The sequence below is a fragment of the Pseudomonas sp. UBT genome (assembly GCF_050915955.1).
In the GTDB taxonomy this organism is placed as follows: Bacteria; Pseudomonadota; Gammaproteobacteria; order Pseudomonadales; family Pseudomonadaceae; genus Aquipseudomonas; species Aquipseudomonas antarctica_A.
Genome location: NZ_CP168079.1, coordinates 4,613,993 through 4,637,848, shown reverse-complemented (window position 1 = coordinate 4,637,848; position 23,856 = coordinate 4,613,993). Strand labels below are relative to the sequence as shown.

Genomic DNA, 23,856 nt, shown 5'->3' with positions numbered 1-23,856 from the left:
TTATATCGAATATAAGCTATTGATTAATAAGAATAAAAAACATAATTCACCAAAATGTAGCGGCCTCTCACCATTTTGACGCACTTGACAGGTTATCAATTTGAGCAACATTTCTTATTGCAAATCAGACGCTTGAGACATGCCCCTTGACGAGGGCGGGAAATAAAAATAATTGTGTTGCACCAGATTGAGCCCTGAGGCGTCGGACAACGTCTGCGTTATTTAGCCTGAGTCGTGCGGACAGTACCGAGGGGGCAATCGGGTAAGGGAATAAAGCTGATAAACATCAGCAGGTTATATAAGCGGTGCGGGTTCAGGGGCGGTTGTCGGCACGGTTATTGAGTGCAGTGGCGGCTGGCCGGACCCGTGATGTCATGTTGTTTACGAGGTACTCCGGCCACCCCGCACTTAGCGTGGGGTGAGCAAAAATAATTCGAAAAAACCGTGGAGCGGCCATGCAACAGAACAGATCGCAAGTCATTGAGCGCAACGGCCTGTACGAACTCGACGCCGGCCCCGACGTCCTCGACAGCCCTCGCTACAACCACGACATGGCACCGACCAAGGTGCACGAACGCACCTGGAACAGATGGCACATCACCGCGCTGTGGGTCGGGATGTCGATTTGCGTGCCCACCTATACGTTGGGTGGGGTGCTCACCGCCTACTTCGGGTTGTCGGTGGGCGAGGCACTGATGGCGATCCTGCTGGCCAATATCGTGGTGCTGATTCCGCTGACCCTTAACGCGTTTCCCGGCACCAAGTACGGCATTCCGTTTCCGGTATTGCTGCGTTCCTCCTTTGGCATTCTCGGTTCCAACGTGCCGTGTCTGATTCGGGCGCTGGTGGCGTGTGGCTGGTTTGGCATCCAGACGATGTTTGGCGGGTTGGCGATTCACCTGTTTCTGGGCTCGATTTTCGAGGGTTGGAAAGCCCTCGGCGGCACCGGTGAAGTGATCGGCTTCATGATTTTCTGGACCCTGAATTTGTGGGTGGTGCTGTGCGGCGCCGAGTCGATCAAGCGCCTGGAAACCCTGTCGGCGCCGTTGTTGGTGGCGGTGGGGATTGGCCTGCTGGTTTGGGCGATGCCGAATGTATCGCTCAGCGAGTTGATGGCGATTCCACCCAAGCGCCCCGAAGGCGCGAGTCTCACCGGCTACTTCATGGCGGGGCTGACTGCGATGGTGGGCTTCTGGGCCACCTTGTCGCTGAATATTCCAGACTTCAGCCGCTACGCCAAAAGCCAGAAAGACCAGATCCTCGGGCAGATTTTCGGCCTGCCGCTGACCATGTTCCTGTTCGCCGCCCTCGGCGTGATCATGACCGCCGCGTCGGTGAAACTGGTGGGTGTCAGCGTCTCTGATCCGGTGACGCTGATCGGGCATATCCAGAGCCCGGTGTGGGTGGCCATTGCCATGCTGCTGATCATCATCGCCACGTTGTCCACCAACACCGCAGCCAACATCGTCTCGCCCACCAACGACTTCCAGAACATCGCGCCCAAGCTGATCAATCGCACCACGGCGGTGATCCTTACCGGTCTGGTCGGTCTGGCGCTGATGGGGCATGAGCTGCTGAAAAAACTCGGGCTGATCGTTTCGAATGTCAGCCTGGAGACCGTCTATTCCAACTGGTTGCTGGGTTACTCAAGCCTCTTGGGGCCGATTGCCGGGATCATGGTGGTGGACTACTTCATCACCCGCAAACAGCAGTTGGACCTGGCCGGCCTGTACCGCGATGACGTGTACCCGGCGTGGAACTGGAGTGGCTTTGTCGCCTTCGGCGTGCCGGTGGTGCTGACCCTGTTGTCGTTGGGCAGCGATGCCTTCAGCTGGTTCTACAGCTACGGCTGGTTCACCGGTTCGGCGTTGGGCGGTTTGTTGTACTACGGGCTGAATGCCAAGCGCAGAGCCAGCGCGGTGGCGCTGAAAACACCGCTGTAAAAGGTTGAAATGCAAGCCAAATGTGGGAGTGGGCTTGCTCGCGAAAGCAATGAGTCAGTCAGCACATCAGTCGCTGACAGACTGCATTCGCGAGCAAGCCCGCTCCCACATGGATGACCTCATTCCAGTGCTGGAATCGAGTCAATTTATAAGAAATGTAGCCTGAGGAGATCCCCATGAACGCTGCCCTGGACGTTCTGCAATCCACCCATCAGCACATCAACCGCGACCGCTTGTGGCAATCCCTGATGGACCTGGCCAAGCTCGGCGCAACGCCCAAGGGCGGCGTATGCCGCCTGGCCCTCACCGACCTTGATCGCAAGGCTCGCGATCTGTTCGTGCAGTGGTGTGAGGAGGCCGGTTGCACCGTGACCGTTGACGGCATCGGCAACATCTTCGCGCGCCGCCCGGGACGCAATCCCGACCTGCCACCGGTGATGACCGGCAGCCATATCGATACTCAGCCCACGGGCGGTAAATTCGATGGGTGCTTCGGCGTGTTGGCAGGTGTCGAGGTGCTGCGCACCCTCAACGACCTCAACGTCGAAACCGAGGCGCCGCTGGAAGTGGTGGTGTGGACCAACGAGGAAGGCTCGCGCTTCCCGCCGTGCATGATGGGCTCGGGCGTATTCGCCGAGAAATTCACCCTGGCCGATACACTGGCCAAAGTCGACGTGGACGGCGTCAGCGTGGGCGATGCATTGAATGCGATTGGCTATGCGGGCACGCGGCCGGAGAGCGGGCACAAGGTCGGCGCCTATTTCGAGGCCCATATCGAACAAGGCCCGATTCTTGAGGATGAGAAGAAAACCATCGGCGTGGTGTTGGGGGCCTTGGGGCAGAAGTGGTTCGACCTCAAACTGCGCGGCGTTGAAGCCCATGCGGGGCCGACGCCGATGCACCTGCGCAAGGATGCTCTGGTGGGCGCGGCAGCAGTGGTGGCTGCCGTGAATGCGGCGGCGTTGGGGCATCAGCCGCATGCGTGCGGCACCGTGGGTTGTTTGCAGGCCTATCCTGGCTCGCGCAATGTGATCCCGGGTGAAGTGCGCATGACCCTGGACTTTCGTCATCTGGAACCGACGCGGCTGGACTCGATGATTGCCGAGGTGCGCAAGGTGATTGACGACACCTGCGCCAAGCACGGCTTGAGTTTTGAAATGGAACCCACCGCCGACTTCCCGCCGCTGTATTTCGACAAAGGCTGCGTGGACGCTGTGCGTGACGCGGCGAATGGGTTGGGGCTGTCGAACATGGACATCGTCAGCGGGGCAGGGCACGACGCGATCTTCCTCGCCGAACTCGGCCCGGCCGGGATGATCTTTGTGCCCTGTGAAGGCGGCATCAGCCACAACGAAATCGAGAACGCCACACCGGATGACCTGGCGGCAGGGTGTGCGGTGTTGTTAAGGGCAATGGTGGCTGCTTCGGCGGCAATCGCCAGCGGTAAACTGGCAGCCTGAAATGCTGTAGGAAAATGTGGGAGGGGGCTTGCTCCCGATAGCGGAGTATCAGCTACAGATAAGCTGACTGAACCATCGCCATCGGGAGCAAGCCCCCTCCCACAATTGACCACATTGTCCTGTCGAATATTAATCAAAATGTGGGAGCGGGCTTGCCCAATGATCGCCAGCGGCAAACGGTCTGCCTGAAATGCCGTAGGAAAATGTGGGAGGGGGCTTGCTCCCGATAGGGGCGACTCGGTCTCGACCTATACCCAAATCGCATCCCACAACGGATAGTCGCCAATCTTCTTCACTAATCCCGCCCGCAATGGATTGGCCACCACATACCTGGCCATTTTCACCAAGTCGTCTTCCTTGCGTAGCGCCCGGTCATGGAAGCTTTCCTGCCAAATCCGTCCTTTGCGCCCAGTGACGCCGTTAACGTTTCGCGTGCTTTTAGACTTCACCTGACACATCAGGTCCGCCAGCGAGCCTTTTTGCAGTTCCAGCAGCCAATGGAAATGGTCCGGCATGATTACCCATGCCAGGGAGTTTGCCAGCCCTTGGTGCTGGGCGACCCGCAATTGCCAGACAACCAAGCGACCGAGGTGGAAGTCGCTGAATATCGGTGTGCGTTCGTGAGTGTTGGTGGTGATCAGGTAGGTACGGTTTGGTTCGCTGAATCGACCGATGCGCAAACGGTGTGAAGCGGGTAGTTCAGGCATTCCTTGGCCTCTCTCAGGGGGTGTGTTGAGAGGCTAGATCTGGTGTTGCGAGGATGGTCGACAGGTTTTTGGCAGGATGTGTCTCAGAGGTCGCTAACGGGAGCAAGCCCCCTCCCACAGGGGGCAGCGGTGTTCATACATTGTGTGTCTAACGCAGTATTGATGTGGGAGGGAGCAAGTCCCTCCCACATTTATCAGGCGCCGGGTTGCCAGCCGCCGCCAAGTGCCGTCACCAACCCTACACTCGCTTGCAGTTGCCGGGTCTGCACCGCCTGCAACGTCCTCTGTGCCTGCAACGCCGCCGTCTGCGCCGTCACCACATCCAGGTAACTCACCGCTCCCGCCTGATAGCTGTTCATCGCCAGTGACTGCGTGTGCTCCGCCGCATCCGCCGCCGCTTGTTCATCTTGCGCTTCCTGCTGCAAGTCGCGCAGTTGCGCGAGGTTATCTTCCACCTCGCGCACGGCTTTCAGTACATGGCTGCGGTACTGCGCCGAAGCCTCTTCAAACTCGGCCTTGGCCTGACGCTCATTGGCACTCAAGCGTCCACCGTCAAAGATCGGCAAATTAACCAGCGGCCCCAGCGCCCAATAACGATTACCGGCGGACAGCAGATTGCCAACCCCTTGTGTCTGGCCGCCAATCAATCCGGTCAAACTGAAATCCGGATACCACGCGGCTTTCGCCACGCCGATATTCGCGTTGGCTGCGAACACCCGGCGTTCCGCCGCGGCAATGTCCGGACGACGTTGCAGCAGGTGGCTCGGCAATTGCGAAGGAATCCCCGGTAACGCAATCAGTTGTTGGCTGGGCGGCACGCTGAACTGACTGGCTGCGACACCCACCAGTTCACCAATCGCATGCTCGGTCAGGTTGCGCTGGCCGCGCACCTCGTCCAGTTGCGCCTTGGCTTCGGCCAGTTGATTTTGCGCGCGGGTCAGGTCCAGCTCCGAGGCAATCTGGCCCTCATAACGACTACGCGTCAGTTGCAACGCCTGGCTGAAATCATCCAGCGAGCTGTTCAGAATCCGGCTCTGTGCATCCAGCCCATTGAGCTGCACATACAGCGTTGCCAATTGATGCTGCAGGCTCAGGCGCGCCACCGCCAGGTCATCCCCGGAGGCTTGCGCCTGGGCATCACCGTCCGCGACCTGGTTGCGGATTTTGCCCCACAGGTCCAGGTCATAGCTCAACGAAAAGCCCGCCGTATTGCTGTTGTAGACCGACGGCTGCGTATCACCTCGCAGCGGCCGCGAATCCGATTGACGCTGGCGCAACGGCTGCGCGCTGGCGGTAATCTGTGGGAATAACCCGGCATGTAACTGGCTGGCATAGGCCTGGGACGCATCGAAGTGCGCCAGCGCTGCCGCCAGGTCCGGGTTGGCCTTGAGCAGTTGTTGTTGCAGGTCGTTGAGGCGCGAATCGTTGTAGAGCTTCCACCATTCGGGCGCCAGTTGGTCGGACGGTTGCGCACTGTGCCACGGGCCATCGCTGGTCTGTTCGCGGTAGCCGGCCGGCAGGTTGACCGATGGCACCGTGTAAGTGGGCGCCAGCGAGCAACCCTGCAAGGCCAGCAGCACTAACGCCGCGAGGGGTTTAAGCCTTGGGCGCATGCGCACCTCCGGCGTCGGCCAACTGCACGGGGTCGCCTTCGCGCAGGGCGTCGGGCGGGTTGTCGACGACGCGGTCGGCGGGTTTCAGGCCTTGGTCGATTACCAGGCGCTCGCCGAGGTCCAGGCCGATGTGGATGTCTTGCAAGTGCACATGATTCTGCGCATCCAGCACCGCGACCTGGGTGCCCTGGGCGCGGAAGATCAGGGCGCTGGCCGGGATGCTCACGCCATGGGTGTCCGCTGGAATCGGCAAGGTGGCTTCGGCGTAATCGCCGGGCAGCAATTCGCCGTTGGGGTTGTCGGCCACGAACTGGGCGAGCAAGGTGCCGGAGCGGCGGTCGATGGCGGTGGAGTCGCCGATCAGGTGCGCCTTGAAGTGCTCGCCGGGGTGCTCGGGCACGGTCAGTTCGGCTTCGAGGCCGGGGTGGATGACCGCCGCGTAGTTCTGCGGCACCGGCACGTAGAGGCGCAACTGATGAGTGTCGGCGATGTTGAACAGCTCGGGATCACTGTCGGTGTCGGCCTTGATCAACTGGCCAATATCGGTGTTGCGCGCGGTGATGGTACCGGCGAACGGTGCGCGAATGGTCTTGTAGCTTTCCAGGGCGGACAGCCGCGCATAGTCGGCAGCCGCCGCCTCGGCGTTGGCCTTGGCTGCGGCGGCGTTGGAAGTTTTTTCATCAGCCTCCTGACGCGACACCGAGTGGCTGGCCAACAGGTTTTGCCAGCGCGTGGCGGTGGTTTCGGCCAGGCGTGCATTGGCCTGTTCCTGCACCAGGCGGGCGTGGGTTTGCGCCAGTTGCTGGTCGAGGTCCGGGCTGTCGATTTCGGCGAGCACTTGCCCGGCTTTGACTTGGGTACCGATGTCGGCTTTCCAGTCTTTCAAGTAGCCGCTGACCCGCGCGTGAATCGGCGCCTTGCTCCAGGCCTCGAGGTGTGCGGGCAGGCGCAAGGTGTCACCGGCCACGTTCTGTTTCGGTTGGAACACCATCACTTGCGGGATGGCGGCGGTTTCGGTCCAGGCGGTGACCGACTGTTCGTGCATCGTGCGGGCGTGCAGGCCGTTGGCGACCAACAGGGCGGCCAGTGTCAGGCCGCCGACACCCATGAGCATCAGACGCTTGCGCGAGGGTTTGTGATCAGACGACATGTGGGGTTTCTCCAGCAGCTGCGCGAGTAGGGTGACGACCGTGGACCAGGCTGAAGACCACGGGAACAAACAACAAAGTGGCGACGGTGGCGAAGATCAAGCCACCGATAACGGCACGGCCAAGCGGGGCGTTCTGCTCCTCGGAAATCGCCAGCGGCAGCATGCCGATGATCATCGCCAGGGCGGTCATGCACACCGGCCGGAAGCGCGTGTAACCGGCCTCCATGGCGGCCTTCAGTGCATCGCCATGTTCGGCCAGGCGTTCACGGCAGAAGCTCACCACCAGGATCGAGTTGGCGGTGGCCACGCCCATGCACAGGATGGCGCCGGTGAGGGCGGGCACCGACAGCGAGGTACCGCTGAGAAACAGCATCCACACGATCCCCGCCAACGCTGCGGGCAGCGCGGTGATGATCACAAACGGGTCGGCCCACGACTGGAAGTTGACCACGATCAGCAGGTAGATCAGCACCACGGCGCCGAGCAGGCCGAAGCTCAAACCACTGAAGGCTTCATGCAGCGCATCGATCTGCCCATGCAGGCTGATCACCGCGCCTTTGGGGCGCATGGAAGCGGTGTCATCCAGCACTTTTTGCACGTCGCGGGCCACGCCGCCGAGGTCGCGGCCTTGCACGTTGGCGTACAGGTCCAGGGTCGGTTCGATGTTGTAGTGGGTCACCACCGCCGGGCTTTGCACGCGGGAGATGGTAGCCACGCCGCCGAGGATTTGTGATTTGCCATCGGCGCCGGTCACCGGCAAGGCTTCCAGTGACGGCAGGCTGTCGAGACGGTATTGCGGGGTGGCGGCCACGATCGAGTACGACACGCCGTTGGCCGGGTTGAGCCAAAAGGTCGGCGCGGTTTGCGAGCTGCCGGCGAGGGAGGCGACCATGCTGTTGGTCACGTCACGCTCGGTGATGCCCAGGCCATTGGCGCGCATGCGGTCGACGTTAACTTGCAGCGACGGGTAGCCGGTGGACTGCTGGATGCGCAGGTCGGCAATGCCCGGCACGTGTTGCAGGCGACGTTCAAGTTCCACGGCGTAGGCGCGGTTTTCTTCATCGCTGCGCCCGGAGATTTTCACGTCCAGCGGCGCGGGTGCACCGAAGTTGAGGATCTGGCTGCTGATATCCGCAGGCAGGAATGCGAAGTGGCTGCCGGGGAAACTTTCCGGCAAGGCTTCACGCAGTTTTTTTACGTAGTCGGCAGTCGGTGCGTGGTCCTTTTTCAGGGTGACCTGAATGTCGCCATCCTGCGGGCCGATGGTGCCGCTGCTGCTGTAGGCCATGTCGATGCCGCTGAGCGGAATGCCGATGTTGTCGACGATGGTGTCCAGTTCTTCGGCCGGGATCACTTCGCGAATCCGCGCTTCAATCCGGTCGAAGGCCGCGGCGCTTTCCTCAATACGTGTGCCCAGCGGCAAGCGTACGTGGAGGGCGAGGGCGCCGGCGTCGGTGGCCGGGAAGAAGTCCTGGCCCAGGCTCGGTAGCAGCAGGAACGACGCCAGCACGCAGGCCAGGAAACCGACGATAAAGCGCTTGCGGGCGCCCAAGGCCAGCGTCAATAGACCGAGGTAGGTATCGCGGATATTCGAGAAGTGCCGCTCGAACCCTTGCTGGAAATTCAGCACCGATTGCAGCGCGCGATTGCGGGGTTTCTTGTGTTGCTCACCCTCGTGGTGGTTGATGAATTGATCTTCCGGGTGATGCCCAGCGCCTTGCTCAGGCGTATGCGGCTTGAGCAGAAACATCGCCAGGGTCGGCACCAGGGTGCGCGAAAGGATGAACGAGCTGGCCATGGCAAAGATCACCGCGAGTGCCATCGGCCGGAACAAGTAACCGGCGATGCCTTGCAGCAGGAACATCGGCACAAACACGATGCAGATGCACAGCAGCGAGACGAATGCCGGGCCGACAATTTGCGCGGCGCCGTCGAGGATCGCGGTCTTCACCGCCTTGCCTTGCTCCAGGTGCCAGTTGATGTTTTCGATGGTCACTGTGGCGTCGTCCACCAGAATCCCCACCGCCAACGCCAGCCCGCCTAGGGTCATCACGTTGAGGGTTTGCCCGGTGACGGCCAGCAGCGCGATGGCCGACAGCACCGCGAGGGGAATCGACGCGGCGATGATCAGCGTCGAGCGCCAGCTGCCGAGAAAGAGCAGGATCATCGCACTGGTCAGCAGCGCGGCGATGATGCCTTCCTGAGCCACGCTGCCTACCGACTGCTTAACGAACACCGAGGCGTCACCCAACAGCGAAGTTTTCAGCGACGGCGGCAGGGTTTCGTTGATACGCGGCAGCATCTGGCGGATGCCGTCGATGATCGACAGGGTCGAGATGCTGCCGTTTTTCAAGGCCGGCATGAGTACTGCGCGGTGACCGTCGACGCGCACGATGTTGGTCTGTGGCGGCGAGCCGTCACGCACGTGGGCCACTTGGCCAATGGTGATGATGGCGCCGTCGACGGTCTTGATCGGCAGGTCGTTCAGCTCGTCAATCGCTTTGGGGCTGTTGTTGAGCAGGATCGTGTATTCGTTGGGGCCGAGTTTGGCGGTGCCCACCGGGATGATTTGGTCCTGCAATGCCAGGGCGTTACCCACGTCCTGCGCCGACAAGCCTTTTGCGGCCAGAGCCTGGGGGTCGAGGTCGAGGGTGATCTGGCGTTGCTTGCCGCCCATTGGCGTGGGCATGGCCAGGCCGGGCAGGGCACTCAAGGGCAGGCGGATATTGTTCTGCACCAGGTCGCGGATCTTGGCTTCCGAGAGGCTGGGGCTGGAGAACGCCATCTGCAGGATGGGCACCGTGGAGGCGCTGTAGTTGAGAATCAGCGGCGGCGTGATGCCCGGCGGCATCTGCTTGAGCACGGTTTGTGAAACCGCCGTCACTTGGGCGTTGGCGGTGCGGATATCCACGCCGGGCTGGAAGAAGATCTTCACGATGCCCATGCCGGGCAGCGATTGCGATTCGATGTGTTCGATGTCGTTAACGGTGGTGCTCAGGGAGCGTTCATAGGTGTAGATCACCCGACCGGCCATGGCGTCCGGTGACAGGCCGTTGTACTGCCAGACCACGGCGACCACAGGGATGCCGATGTCGGGGAAAACATCCGTAGGGGTTCTGAGGGCCGCCATCGGCCCGACGATGCAGATGAATATGGCCAACACGATAAACGTGTACGGCTTTTGCAGTGCGGTCTTTACCAGCCCGAGCATGCGTGAACCTCCGGAGAACAGGATTGCAAACCCCGGCAGTCTTGCCCGACCCACCTAACACGCACCTTTCAGCCAAGTGAAGGAACATTTAGTTAACGGCTGAAGATCGTTTCATATGTATTCATTTGTTCTACAAAGGGTGGGTCTCCAAGCTTGTCATCCATCGGACTCGACACTTTTCAGATCCGCACAACGTTGTTTTTTGGAGCCCTGCCATGTCATTTAAAACACTTAAACCCCTGCTGTTGATTCCCGCCCTCGGTGCTGTTTTGTTGTTGTCGGCCTGTGCCGGCCCGATGCCCAAGGCTGACCCGAGCGAAGCGTGGATTGGTTTGAAAGAAGAAGCACCGAACGACCTGATGGCCGAGCGCGTCGATGGCAAACGTGTGGATGACGGCCGCTACTTTGAAGTGACCCCGGGCGACCACCGTCTGGACGTGACGTTATTTGAAGAGGAGGCGGGCGACGACAACCAGCAAGACTGCCAGGGCCGGGTCGAGTACAAGAACTTCAAGGCAGGTGAGCACTACACTTTGGTGGAGTCGAGCCTGGGCACCACCGTACGTGCCGTCCTCAAGGACGGTCACGGCAAGGAAGTCGCGGCGACTCAAGACTTCAGTTGCATGCCTGGCTAAGCGTGGTGCACTGCCGCCTTGTGGGGCTTGGCCGGTGCAGCAGGGTTGACGTGGGGGTGATGATGCCGGCGAGTCACGCGCATCACGCCCCACAACATGGCGCTGGCCACCGCCAGCCAACCGCAGACCAACAGGAAAATCGTTGTTGCAAGGCTCATTCGGGCCTCCTTTCGCCCCACTGGGGGCACACACAGTCTTCTCAATGGACAGTCTAGCTAGCTGGCGGTTGCCTGCTATTGACCAATGGTCGAGTCCATCCAACTTGTTTGCTATATCCGCACCCCCTCTCTGTTACCTAAACGCGATTGGGCTATGATCAGGGCCCTCACCGGCCGTTGATCAAGAGAGTAAAAAATTGCGGTTACGTTCGAACGTTAAAACCTCTTTGCTCCTGGCATGCGCCTTCGGGCTTGCCGCCTGCTCCGCGCACCCGTCGAAACTGGCGGGCTTGCCGGAGCGTGTCGAACTCACCGGGGTGCCGGCCTTTCGCAGTGAGGCTTACCTGAGCGGTCCATCGGCGTTAGCCAGCATGCTGTCGCAACAAGGCATTGTCATGACACCCGGCTTGCTGGATAAACCGCTGCACTTGCCGGGCGGTGAAGCTGATCTTGAGCGCAACATGCAGGTACTCGCGCGCGAATACGGGCTGATGGTGTACCCGCTGGATACCAGGCTCACGGCGGTACTGGAACAGGTGGCCGCGGGTTACCCGGTGATGGCGCGGATCGACTCAAGCTTTTGGTCCGGCGCGCGGTACGTCGTGGTGGTGGGATTCAATCAGCAGAAGAGCACCGTGCTGCTGCGCTCGGGCAAGGATCGACGTTTGTTGATGAGCTTCAGCGATTTTGAGTCGGCGTGGAAGAGTGCCGGTCACTGGGGCATCCTGACCCAGCGTCCGAGCCAGTTGCCGGCAAATGTAGATGCGCAGCGCTGGCGAGAGGCTGCCAATGCTACGGCACAGGCCGGTCAGGAGCAGTCGGCGGCGCAGGCACTCAAGGTGCTGGCAGAAAGGAAGTAACGTACCCAAGGTTCAAAAATGTGCGAGCGCGCTTGCCCGCGATGCAGGCAACTCGGTTATCTGTTGCACCGCGTTGCCGCCATCGCAGGCAAGCCAGCTCCCACACAAGCCAGCTCCCCTCTTCGAACTGCGTGGTTCAGCGACGGACTTCGGCAGCGTTCGGGCGATTCTTCAGGTTCTTGTCAGCCTTATAGCGCAAGGCGACGTCCGGCACCGAACCGCTGCTGCCGGTCTCAACCCAATTGCGGATACGCGTGGCATCGGCGAAGTGGGTGAACTTGCCGAAAGCATCAAGGATTACCAACGACACCGGGCGGTTACCCATGCTGGTTACCAGTACCAGGCAGTGGCCGGCCTGGTTGGTGAAGCCGGTCTTGGTCAGTTTGATATCCCATTTGGCACGGTTGATCAGGTGGTCGGTGTTGGAGAAACCCAGGGTGTAGTTGGGTTTGCGGAATGACACGGTCTTTTCTTTGGTGGTGCTCAGTTGGCTGAGCAGCGGGTACTTGCGCGCGGCGGCCAACAGCTTGCTCAGGTCACGGGCGGTGGACACGTTGTGAATCGACAGGCCGGTAGGCTCGACGTAGTGAGTGCTGGTCATGCCCAGCGCCTTGGCTTTGGCGTTCATTGCGGCGATAAAGGCCGGATAGCCGCCCGGGTAGTGGTGCGCCAGGCTCGCAGCAGCACGGTTTTCCGAGGACATCAGGGCGATCAGCAGCATTTCCTTGCGGGGCATTTCGCTGCCGATTTTCACCCGGGAGAACACGCCTTTCATTTCCGGCGTGTCTTTGATGTTGATATCGATGTACTCATCCATGTTTTGCTTGGCTTCCAGCACGATCAGGCCGGTCATCAGCTTGCTCACGGAAGCAATGGGCACCACGACATCGGGGTTGCTGGAATAGATGACTTTGTTGGTCTGCAAGTCGACCAGCATGGCGCTGCCGGAAGCGATTTGCAGTTTGGAGGTATCACGCGGGGCCAAGGTGGTTTCGGCTGCGTGCGCGAAGGTGCCTGTAAATGCGAAAAATAGGCTGACAATAGAGAGACGAATTTTCACGCGGATGAACTCGCTAAAAAGTAAGGAAATACCGTTTGGGAACGGGTTTTATGACAAATGCCGTTACATTTTAGGAGTATGGATCAGAAACTGTCGAATGTTCTTCGAGAACCAGACGAAAGTGCTTAAAAACTAACAAAAAACGGGTTTTATGCGGGCATTAAAAAGCCCTGCTATAAGGCAGGGCTTTTTCAGTACGGCGGGTTATTAGCCGTGCAGCGTTTCTGCCGCATACAGCGTATTTTCCAGCAGGCACGCACGGGTCATCGGGCCGACACCCCCGGGTACTGGGGTGATCCAGCCCGCGCGGGGCAGGGCGGTTTCGTACACCACATCGCCTACCAGCTTGCCGTCTTCCTGGCGGTTGATGCCCACGTCGATAACGATGGCGCCTTCCTTGATCCACTCACCCTTGACCAGGCCCGGCTTGCCGGCGGCAACCACTACCAGATCGGCACGGCCAACGTGGCCGGCGAGGTCCTTGGTGAAGCGGTGGGTGACGGTCACGGTGCAGCCAGCCAGTAGCAGTTCCATGGCCATCGGGCGACCGACGATGTTGGACGCGCCGACCACCACGGCATCGAGGCCGTACAGATCGACACCGGTGCTTTCCAGCAGCGTCATGATGCCTTTCGGCGTGCAGGGGCGCAGCAGCGGGATACGCTGGGCCAGACGGCCGACGTTATAGGGGTGGAAACCGTCGACGTCCTTGTCCGGGCGAATGCGCTCCAGCAGTTGGGAGGCGTCCAGATGCTCGGGCAGCGGCAGTTGGAGCAGGATGCCGTCGATGCTCGGGTTTTCGTTGAGGCTGTCGATCAGGTCGGTAAGGGCCTGCTGGGTGGTGTCTTCCGGCAAGTCGTAGGCTTTGGAGATAAAGCCGACTTCTTCACAGTCTTTACGCTTGTGCGAGACATAAACCTGAGAGGCAGGATCGCTGCCGACCAGGATCACCGCGAGGCCAGGCGTGCGCAGGCCTTGCTGGCTACGCTCGGTGACGCGTTTGGCGATCTGCTGGCGCAGGCTGGCGGCGATTGATTTGCCGTCGATAAGTTGTGCAGTCATTACGCGTGATTAACCATCGAGAGGGGGAAGAAAAGTGCGCGTATTCTCGCACGCCAGGACGTGAGGGCAAAGGCGCTTGGTCTGCAAATTGGCCTAACCCCTTAAATAAAATGAATTTTTTTCAAAAAAGATTTGACGGGTTTCAAGGCCCTCTATACTATTCGTCGCACTTGTCGGGCACAGCCTAGCACTGCTTAAGAAGGTCGAGCAGAATTGCTGTTCTGTAAGGCTGGAAGCACTTAGTTTGTAATCCTCCAAGAGTACAGATTAATAAGGCGCCCGTAGCTCAGCTGGATAGAGCATCCGCCTTCTAAGCGGATGGTCGCAGGTTCGAGTCCTGCCGGGTGCGCCATTAGGCAGCTTTGGCACAAGTAGCGCTATATGGTGGGCGTAGCTCAGTTGGTAGAGCACGGGATTGTGACTCCCGTTGTCGAGGGTTCGATCCCCTTCGTCCACCCCATATTTAGAAAGGCGCCAGATTAATCATCTGGCGCCTTTGCTTTAAGAGCTTCAAGCGCGGATGTGGTGGAATTGGTAGACACACTGGATTTAGGTTCCAGCGCCGCGAGGCGTAAGAGTTCGAGTCTCTTCATCCGCACCAATTCAAGCGTTGCCGGGCCGTCAGGCGCGGTAGGGCTCAACAAAGAAGATGTGTGAGTTCTTTGTTAATGCAATATGGTGGGCGTAGCTCAGTTGGTAGAGCACGGGATTGTGACTCCCGTTGTCGAGGGTTCGATCCCCTTCGTCCACCCCATATTCAGAAAAAGCGCCAGATCAATGATCTGGCGCTTTTTTTTGCGTCAGCAATTTCCCATTGGTTGTGCGAGTCAACTTGACGCCAAGAAAAAACAAGCATTCTCAATGCCTTGGCGTTAGAATCGTTGCCGGTTTTGAGCGTGTAGAACTGATCCGAGGCTATACCAGGGTCAGTACAGCTATTTAATAGCGATAACGGCGCAGTACCTGAAAAAGGGCTGTGCCGTTTTTGTTTAAGTGTTTTGAGTTTCAGGGCGGGGCGTTTCGTCGTATTTGTGTTTCTCGATGCTGCCGCCGTGCCCTCCGGTCTTGTTTGCAAGGTCGGTCGCCAGGGGAGTGCGTTCCGACGCTTCTATATATAGAAGGGTTGATGCAGAGCCCTGGCGTGTTGAGCTGTATTTGCTAACGGGATGAGGTGCATGCGTGCACTTGAACCTATAAATGGCCTGCTGTTTTTCTACCCGTTTTCAGTAGGGTGACTTCTTGAGTTTGACCCACTAGAATGCATGCCCTTGATTCTGGGGTCGGAAACGGCCGGCTAACGTCTGTGCAACGAGGAATATCCATGCAAGTTTCTGTTGAAAATACTACTGCTATCGAGCGCCGCCTGAGCATCACCGTGCCGGCAGAGCGTATTGAGACTGCGGTCAACAAGCGTCTGCAGCAGACTGCCCAAAAGGCCAAGATCGCTGGTTTCCGTCCAGGCAAAGTGCCAATGAGCGAAATCAAGCGTCGTTTTGGTGCCGATGCGCGTCAGGAAGCTGTGGGTGACGTGATCCAGGCTTCTTTCTACGAAGCTGTTGTTGAGCACAAGCTGAACCCGGCTGGCTCGCCTTCGATCGAGCCTAAGTCCCTGGAAGCCGGTAAAGACCTGGAATACGTTGCCGTATTCGAAGTGTTCCCGGAGTTCACCGTTGCCGGTTTCGAAGAAATCGCTGTTGAGCGCCTGAGCGCTGACGTGGCTGATGCCGACCTGGACAACATGCTGGAAATTCTGCGCAAGCAGAACACTCGTTTCGAAGTGGCCGATCGCGCCGCCCAGAACGAAGACCAACTGAACATCGATTTCGTTGGCAAGGTTGACGGCGAAGCATTCGCTGGCGGCTCCGCCAAGGGCACTCAGCTGGTGCTGGGTTCCAACCGCATGATCCCTGGTTTCGAAGACGGCCTGGTTGGCGCAAAAGCCGGCGAAGAGCGCGTTCTGAACCTGACGTTCCCTGCTGACTACCAGAACCTGGACCTGGCCGGCAAAGCCGCCGAGTTCACCGTGACTGTCAACAGCGTGTCCGAGCCTAAGCTGCCAGAGCTGAACGAAGAGTTCTTCGCTCAGTTCGGTATCAAGGAAACCGGAATCGAAGGCTTCCGCACCGAAGTTCGCAAGAACATGGAGCGCGAGCTGCGCCAGGCTATCAAGTCCAAGGTCAAGAACCAGGTAATGGACGGCCTGCTGGCTGCCAACCCGATCGAAGTGCCTAAGGCCCTGCTGTCCAACGAAGTGGATCGCCTGCGCGTTCAAGCGGTCCAGCAGTTCGGTGGCAACATCAAGCCTGACCAACTGCCGGCCGAGCTGTTCGAAGAACAAGCCAAGCGCCGCGTTGTGCTGGGTCTGGTCGTGGCCGAAGTGGTCAAGCAGTTCGACCTCAAGCCTGACGAAGATCGCGTTCGCGAAATGATCCAGGAAATGGCTTCGGCCTACCAGGAGCCTGAGCAGGTTGTAGCTTGGTACTACAAGAACGACCAGCAGCTGAACGAAGTACGTTCGGTTGTGCTGGAAGAACAAGTTGTGGATACTGTTCTGCAGAAGGCTAAGGTGACCGACAAAGCGGTCTCTTACGAAGAAGCAGTCAAACCGGCGGAAGCAGCACAAGCCGACTGATTGTCCAACTCGTTCGAAATACAACCATAAGCCAGCCTCGCGCTGGCTTATGCGTTTTCAAGACATGACTATTTGGGAGTAACTGCAGAGCATGTTCCGTAATTCCTATATTCAGCAGAACTCTGATATCCAGGCCGCTGGCGGCCTGGTCCCGATGGTTGTCGAGCAATCTGCTCGTGGCGAACGCGCCTATGACATCTACTCGCGCCTGCTCAAGGAACGAGTGATTTTTCTGGTCGGCCCTGTAGAGGACTACATGGCCAACCTGATCTGCGCGCAGCTGCTGTTCCTTGAAGCGGAAAACCCGGACAAGGACATCCATCTTTACATTAACTCCCCGGGCGGCTCGGTGACGGCTGGCATGTCGATCTACGACACCATGCAGTTCATCAAGCCAAACGTGTCGACCACGTGCATCGGCCAGGCCTGCAGCATGGGCGCGTTCCTGCTGACCGCAGGTGCCGAGGGCAAGCGCTTCTGCCTGCCGAACTCGCGCGTGATGATTCACCAGCCATTGGGTGGTTTCCAGGGCCAGGCGTCGGACATCGAAATTCACGCCAAGGAAATCCTGTTTATTCGTGAGCGCCTCAATACATTGATGGCCAAGCACAGCGGGCACACCCTGGAAGAAATCGAGCGTGACACCAATCGCGACAACTTTATGAGCGCGGAAGCTGCGCGCGCGTATGGGTTGATCGATGCGGTGATCGAAAAGCGCCCCGCTTAATATAAGCAGCTCAAAATAGGGCTGGTCGGCGTGTCCGACCACCGGCGGGCTTGAAAAAGCCCGCATAAGCCTTCATCTTGTGTTGCAAGCCTATCGGATTTGGATCGAACGAATGACTGACACCCGCAACGGCGAGGACAACGGCAAGCTGCTCTATTGCTCCTTCTGCGGCAAAAGCCAGCATGAAGTGCGCAAATTGATTGCCGGCCCCTCGGTGTTTATCTGCGACGAGTGCGTCGACCTGTGCAATGACATCATCCGCGAGGAGGTGCAGGAAGCCCAGGCCGAGAGCAGCGCGCATAAATTGCCTTCGCCTAAAGAAATCAGCGGCATCCTTGACCAATATGTGATTGGTCAAGAGCGTGCAAAGAAGGTTCTGGCCGTAGCGGTGTACAACCACTACAAGCGCTTGAATCAGCGTGACAAGAAAGGCGACGAGGTCGAACTCGGCAAGAGCAACATCTTGCTGATCGGTCCTACTGGCTCGGGTAAAACCTTGCTTGCGGAAACCCTCGCTCGCCTGCTGAACGTTCCGTTCACCATCGCCGACGCCACCACCCTCACCGAGGCTGGCTACGTGGGTGAAGACGTCGAGAACATCATTCAGAAATTGCTGCAGAAGTGCGACTACGACGTAGAGAAGGCCCAGATGGGTATTGTCTATATCGACGAAATCGACAAGATTTCGCGCAAGTCGGACAACCCGTCGATCACCCGGGACGTTTCCGGTGAAGGCGTGCAGCAGGCCCTGTTGAAACTGATCGAAGGCACGGTAGCTTCCGTACCGCCACAAGGCGGCCGCAAGCACCCGCAGCAGGAATTCCTTCAGGTTGATACGCGCAACATCCTGTTCATCTGTGGCGGTGCGTTCTCCGGTCTGGAGAAGGTTATTCAGCAGCGTTCCACGCGTGGCGGCATCGGTTTTGGTGCGGAAGTACGCAGCAAGGAAGAAGGCAAGAAGGTGGGCGAGTCCCTGCGTGAAGTCGAGCCTGACGATCTGGTCAAGTTCGGTCTGATCCCGGAATTCGTTGGCCGTCTGCCCGTCCTGGCCACGTTGGACGAGTTGGATGAGGCTGCTCTGATTCAGATCCTCACCGAGCCGAAAAACGCCCTGACCAAGCAATATGCCAAGTTGTTCGAAATGGAAGGTGTAGACCTCGAGTTCCGTACCGACGCACTCAAATCAGTGGCCAAGCGGGCACTGGAGCGCAAGACCGGTGCACGTGGTTTGCGCTCGATCCTCGAAGGCGTGTTGCTCGACACCATGTACGAAATCCCCTCGCAGTCTGAGGTGAGTAAAGTGGTGATCGACGAAAGCGTTATCGAAGGCAAGTCCAAGCCACTGTATATCTACGAAAACAGTGAGCCGGCTGCCAAGGCTGCACCAGACGCGTAAGCGTTTAGCCGTCGCAGTACAAGCAAGGGGCCTTTCGGGGCCCCTTATTTATTTTGGGGCGATTTTGACGCGTTGTTTTTTTAATTCCCGTTTATTCATGCGTTTAACTGCTGGCATTGAGCTTGTTTTTTTTGCATGCAGCCCCCATCTTGGTTTCAAGCTAATTTTTCAACTGTCATAGAGGCGAAATCATGAAGACAACCATTGAATTGCCTCTCCTGCCGTTGCGTGATGTCGTCGTCTATCCGCACATGGTTATCCCGCTGTTCGTGGGGCGCGAGAAGTCTATCGAAGCCCTCGAGGCCGCGATGACGGGCGACAAGCAAATTTTGCTGTTGGCCCAGAAGAATCCTGCTGATGATGATCCAGGCGAAGACGCCCTGTATCGCGTCGGTACCATTGCGACCGTATTGCAATTGCTCAAGTTGCCTGATGGCACCGTCAAGGTGCTGGTGGAAGGTGAGCAGCGCGGTGCGGTCGAGCGCTTCATGGAGGTGGATGGCCACCTGCGCGCCGAAGTGGCGCTGATCGACGAAGTCGAGGCCCCTGAGCGCGAATCCGAAGTATTTGTGCGCAGCCTGCTCTCGCAGTTCGAGCAGTATGTGCAGTTGGGCAAAAAAGTCCCCGCTGAAGTCCTGTCTTCCCTCAACAGCATTGATGAGCCAAGCCGCCTGGTCGACACCATGGCTGCGCATATGGCGCTGAAAATCGAGCAGAAGCAGGACATCCTCGAAATCATCGACCTGTCGGCCCGTGTTGAGCACGTGCTGGCGCTGCTGGATGGCGAAATCGATCTGCTGCAGGTCGAAAAACGCATCCGTGGTCGTGTGAAGAAACAGATGGAGCGCAGTCAGCGCGAGTACTACCTGAATGAGCAGATGAAGGCCATCCAGAAAGAACTCGGCGACAGCGAGGAGGGCCACAACGAAATCGAAGAGCTGAAAAAGCGCATCGATGCCGCCGGCCTGCCGAAAGACGCCCTGACCAAAGCCAACGCTGAGCTGAACAAGCTCAAGCAAATGTCGCCAATGTCGGCCGAAGCCACTGTGGTTCGTTCCTACATCGACTGGCTGGTGCAGGTGCCGTGGAAGGCCCAGACCAAAGTGCGCCTGGACCTGGCCCGCGCCGAGGACATCCTCGACGCCGACCACTACGGCCTCGAAGAAGTCAAAGAGCGCATCCTCGAATACCTCGCCGTGCAAAAGCGCGTGAAGAAAATTCGTGGTCCGGTGTTGTGCCTGGTCGGTCCTCCAGGTGTGGGTAAAACCTCCTTGGCGGAGTCGATTGCCAACGCCACCAACCGCAAATTCGTGCGCATGGCCCTCGGTGGTGTGCGTGATGAGGCGGAAATTCGTGGTCATCGCCGTACTTACATCGGTTCGATGCCAGGAAGATTGATTCAAAAGATGACAAAGGTTGGGGTGCGCAACCCGCTGTTCCTGCTCGATGAAATCGACAAAATGGGCAGCGATATGCGTGGCGATCCGGCGTCGGCTTTGCTCGAAGTGCTCGACCCGGAGCAGAACCACAATTTCAACGACCATTACCTGGAAGTCGACTACGACCTGTCCGACGTAATGTTCCTGTGCACCTCCAACTCCATGAACATCCCGCCGGCTTTGCTGGACCGGATGGAGGTGATTCGTCTGCCGGGTTACACCGAAGACGAGAAGATCAACATCGCCGTCAAATACCTCGCGCCCAAGCAGATTTCGGCCAACGGCCTGAAAAAAGGCGAGATCGAATTCGACGTCGAGTCGATCCGCGACATCGTTCGCTACTACACCCGCGAGGCCGGTGTGCGCGGCCTTGAGCGTCAAATTGCGAAGATCTGCCGCAAGGCAGTCAAAGAGCACGCGCTGGAAAAACGCTTCTCTGTGAAGGTGGTTGCCGACTCCCTGGAACACTTCCTGGGCGTGAAAAAATTCCGTTACGGCCTGGCTGAGCAGCAGGATCAGGTAGGGCAGGTGACTGGCCTGGCGTGGACCCAGGTGGGCGGCGAATTGCTGACCATCGAAGCCGCGGTGATCCCGGGTAAAGGTCAGCTTATCAAGACCGGTTCGTTGGGTGATGTGATGGTCGAATCCATCACTGCCGCGCAGACCGTGGTGCGCAGCCGCGCGAAGAGCCTGGGGATTCCCCTGGACTTCCACGAGAAGCACGACACTCACATCCACATGCCGGAAGGGGCTACCCCGAAGGACGGCCCTAGCGCCGGTGTAGGCATGTGCACGGCACTGGTGTCGGCATTGACGGGCATACCGGTACGAGCCGATGTCGCCATGACAGGGGAAATTACCCTGCGTGGTCAGGTATTGGCCATCGGTGGTCTGAAAGAGAAATTGCTTGCTGCACACCGAGGCGGTATCAAGACGGTGATCATTCCTGAAGAGAATGTTCGCGACTTGAAGGAAATTCCTGACAACATCAAGCAGGATCTTCAGATTAAACCGGTTAAATGGATTGACGAAGTCCTGCAAATTGCGCTGCAATACGCGCCGGAGCCCTTGCCAGATGTGGCTCCGGAGATTGTCGCGAAGGATGAAAAACGCGAGTCTGATTCCAAGGAAAGAATTAGTACACATTAATGCCGTTAAGCCTGGGGGCTTCCTTGACAGCTTTTTAGAGCCCTTGTTATAAAGCGGCTCTTAAGTGTCTGTAGGCCATTCAGCACTGGTTTTTGCTTTCACCAAAAAACTTAGAACCATACTCAATAGATATATAAGGGGACTTAGAGTGAACAAGTCGGAACTGATTGATGCTATCGCCGCATCCGCTGATATCCCGAAAGCTGCTGCTGGCCGTGCGCTGGACGCAGTAATCGAATCCGTCACTGGCGCTCTGAAGGCCGGCGACTCCGTGGTACTGGTAGGCTTCGGTACTTTCTCTGTGACTGATCGCCCAGCTCGCACTGGCCGTAACCCACAGACTGGCAAAGCACTGCAAATCGCTGCCGCCAAGAAACCAGGTTTCAAAGCCGGTAAAGCCCTGAAAGAAGCTGTTAACTAAGTTTCGCTCAAGCCTTACCTACCCGGGTCGGACGCAGGTCTGACCTGGCAGCGGAGCGGCAGCTGACCCAAGTATCCATCGGGTCGCCACGCCGGGGGTGTGGGTTCAAACCCCCGTCCGCTCCGCCAGTTACGAGAAGGCGCATCCTCGGATGCGCCTTTCTTCTATCCGGACTCTACCCACGCTCCACGGTTGCCTAATTTTTGAAGATCAACCGTTTCTGGGGGACGCATGCTGCAGAATATCAGGGACAATTCACAAGGCTGGATTGCCAAAACCATTATCGGGATCATCGTCGCATTGATGGCGTTCACCGGTATCGAGGCCATTTTCCAGGCTTCGACCAATAACAAGCAGGACGTGGCCAAGGTCAACGGTGAAGAGATCACCCAAACCGAACTGAGCCAGGCCGTCGACATGCAACGTCGCCAGCTGATGCAACAGCTGGGCAAGGATTTTGATGCTTCTCTGCTGGACGAAAAACTGCTGCGCGAAGCGGCCCTCAAAGGGCTGATTGATCGCAAGCTGTTGCTGCAAGGCGCAGCTGATTCCAAGTTCGGCTTCTCTGAAGCTGCCCTGGATCAAGTGATCCTGCAGACGCCGGAATTCCAGGTGGACGGCAAGTTCAGCCCTGAACGCTTTGACCAAGTGATCCGTCAGCTGGGCTACAGCCGTATGCAATTCCGTCAGATGTTGAGCCAGGAAATGCTGATCGGCCAGGTTCGCGCAGGTATTGCCGGCAGCGGTTTCGTTACCGATGCCGAAGTGCTGGCATTTGCCCGTCTGGAAAAGCAGACCCGCGATTTCGCTACCGTCAACATCAAGGCTGACCCTGCGGCGGTGAAACTCACCGACGACGAGGTCAAGGCTCACTACGACCAGCACGCCAAAGAGTTCATGACCCCGGACCAGGTGGTCATCGACTATCTGGAACTGAAGAAGTCTTCCTTCTTCGACCAGGTCACCGTGAAGGATGATGAGCTGCAGGCTGCCTATCAGAAAGAAACCGCCAACCTCGCTGAACAGCGTCGTGCCGCGCATATTCTGATTGAAGTGAACGACAAGACTACCGACGCTCAAGCCAAGGCGAAGATCGAAGAAATCCAGGCACGCCTGGCCAAGGGTGAGAAGTTCGAAGCCCTGGCCAAGGAGTTCTCCCAGGATCCAGGTTCGGCCAACAATGGCGGCGACCTCGGTTTTGCCGGCCCTGGCGTCTACGATCCTGACTTCGAAACGGCCCTGTATGCCTTGAACAAGGACCAGGTGTCGGCACCGGTGCGCACCACATTCGGTTGGCACCTGATCAAGCTGCTGGGTGTAGAAGCACCGCAAGTGCCATCGTTTGCCAGCCTGAAAGACAAGCTGACCCGCGAGCTCAAGACCCAACAGGTTGAACAGCGCTTTGTCGACGCCTCCAAGCAATTGGAAGATGCGGCATTCGAAGCGTCCGACCTGGCCCAGCCGGCGTCCGACCTGAAGCTGACCGTGCACACCTCCGCGCCGTTTGGCCGTGAAGGTGGCGAAGGTGTCGCGGCCAACCGCGCCGTGGTGACTGCTGCGTTCAGCCCGGAAGTGTTGGATGAGGGTGCCAACAGCACCGCCATCGAGCTGGACCCGGAAACCATCATCGTGCTGCGGGCCAAAGAGCACTTGAAACCTACGCAACTGCCTCTGGAAAGCGTCTCTGCGGCGATCCGCACACAGATGACCAAAGAGCGTGCCAGTGCAGCAGCCAAAGCCCATGCCGACGAGTTGATCGCCAGCCTGCGTGATGGCAAGACCCCACTGAATCAGGCGATTGATGGTCAGGCATGGAAAGTCACTGCAGCGGCTACCCGTAGCCAGGAAGCGATTGACCCTGCGGTGTTGCAAGCCCTGTTCCGCATGCCCAAGCCTGCGAGCAAGGACAAGCCGACCTTCACCACGGTTACCCTGGCTGACGGTAGCCTGATGATCGTGCGCTTGAATGCTGTTAACGAAGCGGCTGCGCCTACGGACGAAGAAAAGGCGCAATACCGCCGCTTCCTCGCTTCCCGTATCGGCCAGCAAGACTTTGCTGCGTACCGCAAGCAGTTGGAAACCAAGGCTGACATCAAGAAGTTCTGATGTTGGTCTGAATAAAGAGCCCCCGGTCTGCAAGGATCGGGGGCTTTTTTATGCAGCAGGCCCCGTCCTGTAAGGCTGTGACGTTTTACCGACAGGAATGCGCGCGCCAGGACCCCGTTCTGTTGCA

The 23,856-nt window shown here is 58.4% G+C and carries 18 protein-coding genes and 4 tRNA genes; 14 read left to right on the top strand and 8 right to left on the bottom strand.

The features are described from left to right. The first annotated feature begins 455 nt into the window (after positions 1-455). Together ACDZ94_RS21360 and ACDZ94_RS21355 are read left to right on the top strand one after the other, a co-directional pair. Complete coding sequence (locus ACDZ94_RS21360; protein ID WP_432750773.1) at positions 456-1,943, top strand: NCS1 family nucleobase:cation symporter-1; 1,488 nt, start codon at positions 456-458, stop codon at positions 1,941-1,943. 176 nt (positions 1,944-2,119) lie between these two features. Continuing rightward, positions 2,120-3,403: a Zn-dependent hydrolase gene (locus tag ACDZ94_RS21355; RefSeq protein ID WP_432750772.1), complete on the top strand. Its 1,284-nt coding sequence runs from the start codon at positions 2,120-2,122 to the stop codon at positions 3,401-3,403. Between the two features lie 248 nt (positions 3,404-3,651). On the opposite strand, the gene ACDZ94_RS21350 is transcribed toward ACDZ94_RS21355, so the two are convergent. The 4 genes from ACDZ94_RS21350 to ACDZ94_RS21335 form a co-directional block, all read right to left on the bottom strand. After that, complete coding sequence (locus ACDZ94_RS21350) at positions 3,652-4,110, bottom strand: REP-associated tyrosine transposase (protein WP_064453014.1); 459 nt, start codon at positions 4,108-4,110, stop codon at positions 3,652-3,654. Between the two features lie 194 nt (positions 4,111-4,304). Then, positions 4,305-5,723 (bottom strand): efflux transporter outer membrane subunit, encoded by a 1,419-nt coding sequence (locus ACDZ94_RS21345; RefSeq protein WP_432750771.1) that lies wholly within the window; start codon positions 5,721-5,723, stop codon positions 4,305-4,307. Beyond that, a complete protein-coding gene (locus tag ACDZ94_RS21340; protein ID WP_407016695.1) occupies positions 5,707-6,873 on the bottom strand; it encodes an efflux RND transporter periplasmic adaptor subunit in 1,167 nt (388 codons plus the stop codon). The genes ACDZ94_RS21345 and ACDZ94_RS21340 overlap by 17 nt, the downstream gene beginning before the upstream one ends. Continuing rightward, complete coding sequence (locus ACDZ94_RS21335; protein ID WP_432750770.1) at positions 6,863-10,084, bottom strand: efflux RND transporter permease subunit; 3,222 nt, start codon at positions 10,082-10,084, stop codon at positions 6,863-6,865. The genes ACDZ94_RS21340 and ACDZ94_RS21335 overlap by 11 nt, the downstream gene beginning before the upstream one ends. A 215-nt stretch (positions 10,085-10,299) precedes the next feature. Here ACDZ94_RS21335 and ACDZ94_RS21330 point away from each other — a divergent pair, with 215 nt between their 5' ends. Beyond that, entirely contained in the window at positions 10,300-10,719 is a 420-nt protein-coding gene (locus tag ACDZ94_RS21330; protein ID WP_064453010.1) for a hypothetical protein, read from the top strand. Here ACDZ94_RS21330 and ACDZ94_RS21325 read toward each other — a convergent pair. After that, a complete protein-coding gene (locus ACDZ94_RS21325) occupies positions 10,716-10,877 on the bottom strand; it encodes a hypothetical protein (protein ID WP_167353706.1) in 162 nt (53 codons plus the stop codon). The genes ACDZ94_RS21330 and ACDZ94_RS21325 overlap by 4 nt on opposite strands. Positions 10,878-11,074: 197 nt before the next feature. Between ACDZ94_RS21325 and ACDZ94_RS21320 the strand changes: the two genes are divergently transcribed. Next, a complete protein-coding gene (locus tag ACDZ94_RS21320; RefSeq protein WP_432750769.1) occupies positions 11,075-11,737 on the top strand; it encodes a peptidase C39 family protein in 663 nt (220 codons plus the stop codon). 136 nt (positions 11,738-11,873) lie between these two features. Here the strand turns inward: ACDZ94_RS21320 and pbpG are convergent, their stop codons facing one another. Then, entirely contained in the window at positions 11,874-12,797 is a 924-nt protein-coding gene (gene pbpG / locus ACDZ94_RS21315; RefSeq protein ID WP_064453008.1) for a D-alanyl-D-alanine endopeptidase, read from the bottom strand. Positions 12,798-13,004: 207 nt separating this feature from the next. After that, positions 13,005-13,859, bottom strand: a complete 855-nt coding sequence (gene folD, locus ACDZ94_RS21310; RefSeq protein ID WP_064453007.1) for a bifunctional methylenetetrahydrofolate dehydrogenase/methenyltetrahydrofolate cyclohydrolase FolD — start codon at positions 13,857-13,859, stop codon at positions 13,005-13,007. A 275-nt stretch (positions 13,860-14,134) separates the two neighbouring features. Between folD and ACDZ94_RS21305 the strand changes: the two genes are divergently transcribed. The 4 genes from ACDZ94_RS21305 to ACDZ94_RS21290 all read left to right on the top strand — a co-directional run bounded on the left by ACDZ94_RS21305 (position 14,135) and on the right by ACDZ94_RS21290 (position 14,613). Beyond that, positions 14,135-14,211 (top strand) — tRNA-Arg (locus ACDZ94_RS21305). A 32-nt stretch (positions 14,212-14,243) separates the two neighbouring features. Then, positions 14,244-14,319: transfer RNA gene (locus ACDZ94_RS21300), tRNA-His, on the top strand. Between the two features lie 56 nt (positions 14,320-14,375). Beyond that, positions 14,376-14,460, top strand: a tRNA-Leu gene (locus ACDZ94_RS21295). 77 nt (positions 14,461-14,537) lie between these two features. Continuing rightward, a tRNA-His gene (locus tag ACDZ94_RS21290) sits at positions 14,538-14,613 on the top strand. A gap of 3 nt (positions 14,614-14,616) precedes the next feature. On the opposite strand, the gene ACDZ94_RS21285 is transcribed toward ACDZ94_RS21290, so the two are convergent. Then, positions 14,617-14,934, bottom strand: a complete 318-nt coding sequence (locus ACDZ94_RS21285) for a hypothetical protein (RefSeq protein ID WP_156526289.1) — start codon at positions 14,932-14,934, stop codon at positions 14,617-14,619. Between the two features lie 246 nt (positions 14,935-15,180). Between ACDZ94_RS21285 and tig the strand changes: the two genes are divergently transcribed. The 6 genes from tig to ACDZ94_RS21255 all read left to right on the top strand — a co-directional run bounded on the left by tig (position 15,181) and on the right by ACDZ94_RS21255 (position 23,729). Next, positions 15,181-16,491, top strand: a complete 1,311-nt coding sequence (gene tig, locus ACDZ94_RS21280) for a trigger factor (RefSeq protein ID WP_064453006.1) — start codon at positions 15,181-15,183, stop codon at positions 16,489-16,491. Positions 16,492-16,582: 91 nt separating this feature from the next. Further along, positions 16,583-17,218: an ATP-dependent Clp endopeptidase proteolytic subunit ClpP gene (clpP, locus tag ACDZ94_RS21275; protein WP_003238276.1), complete on the top strand. Its 636-nt coding sequence runs from the start codon at positions 16,583-16,585 to the stop codon at positions 17,216-17,218. A gap of 112 nt (positions 17,219-17,330) precedes the next feature. Continuing rightward, positions 17,331-18,614 (top strand): ATP-dependent Clp protease ATP-binding subunit ClpX, encoded by a 1,284-nt coding sequence (gene clpX / locus ACDZ94_RS21270; RefSeq protein ID WP_017136464.1) that lies wholly within the window; start codon positions 17,331-17,333, stop codon positions 18,612-18,614. A 191-nt stretch (positions 18,615-18,805) separates the two neighbouring features. Then, complete coding sequence (lon, locus tag ACDZ94_RS21265; RefSeq protein WP_064453005.1) at positions 18,806-21,202, top strand: endopeptidase La; 2,397 nt, start codon at positions 18,806-18,808, stop codon at positions 21,200-21,202. A 148-nt stretch (positions 21,203-21,350) separates the two neighbouring features. Then, a complete protein-coding gene (locus tag ACDZ94_RS21260; protein ID WP_003174819.1) occupies positions 21,351-21,623 on the top strand; it encodes an HU family DNA-binding protein in 273 nt (90 codons plus the stop codon). Positions 21,624-21,854: 231 nt separating this feature from the next. Continuing rightward, positions 21,855-23,729: a SurA N-terminal domain-containing protein gene (locus tag ACDZ94_RS21255; RefSeq protein ID WP_262665343.1), complete on the top strand. Its 1,875-nt coding sequence runs from the start codon at positions 21,855-21,857 to the stop codon at positions 23,727-23,729. The last annotated feature ends 127 nt before the right edge of the window (positions 23,730-23,856 follow it).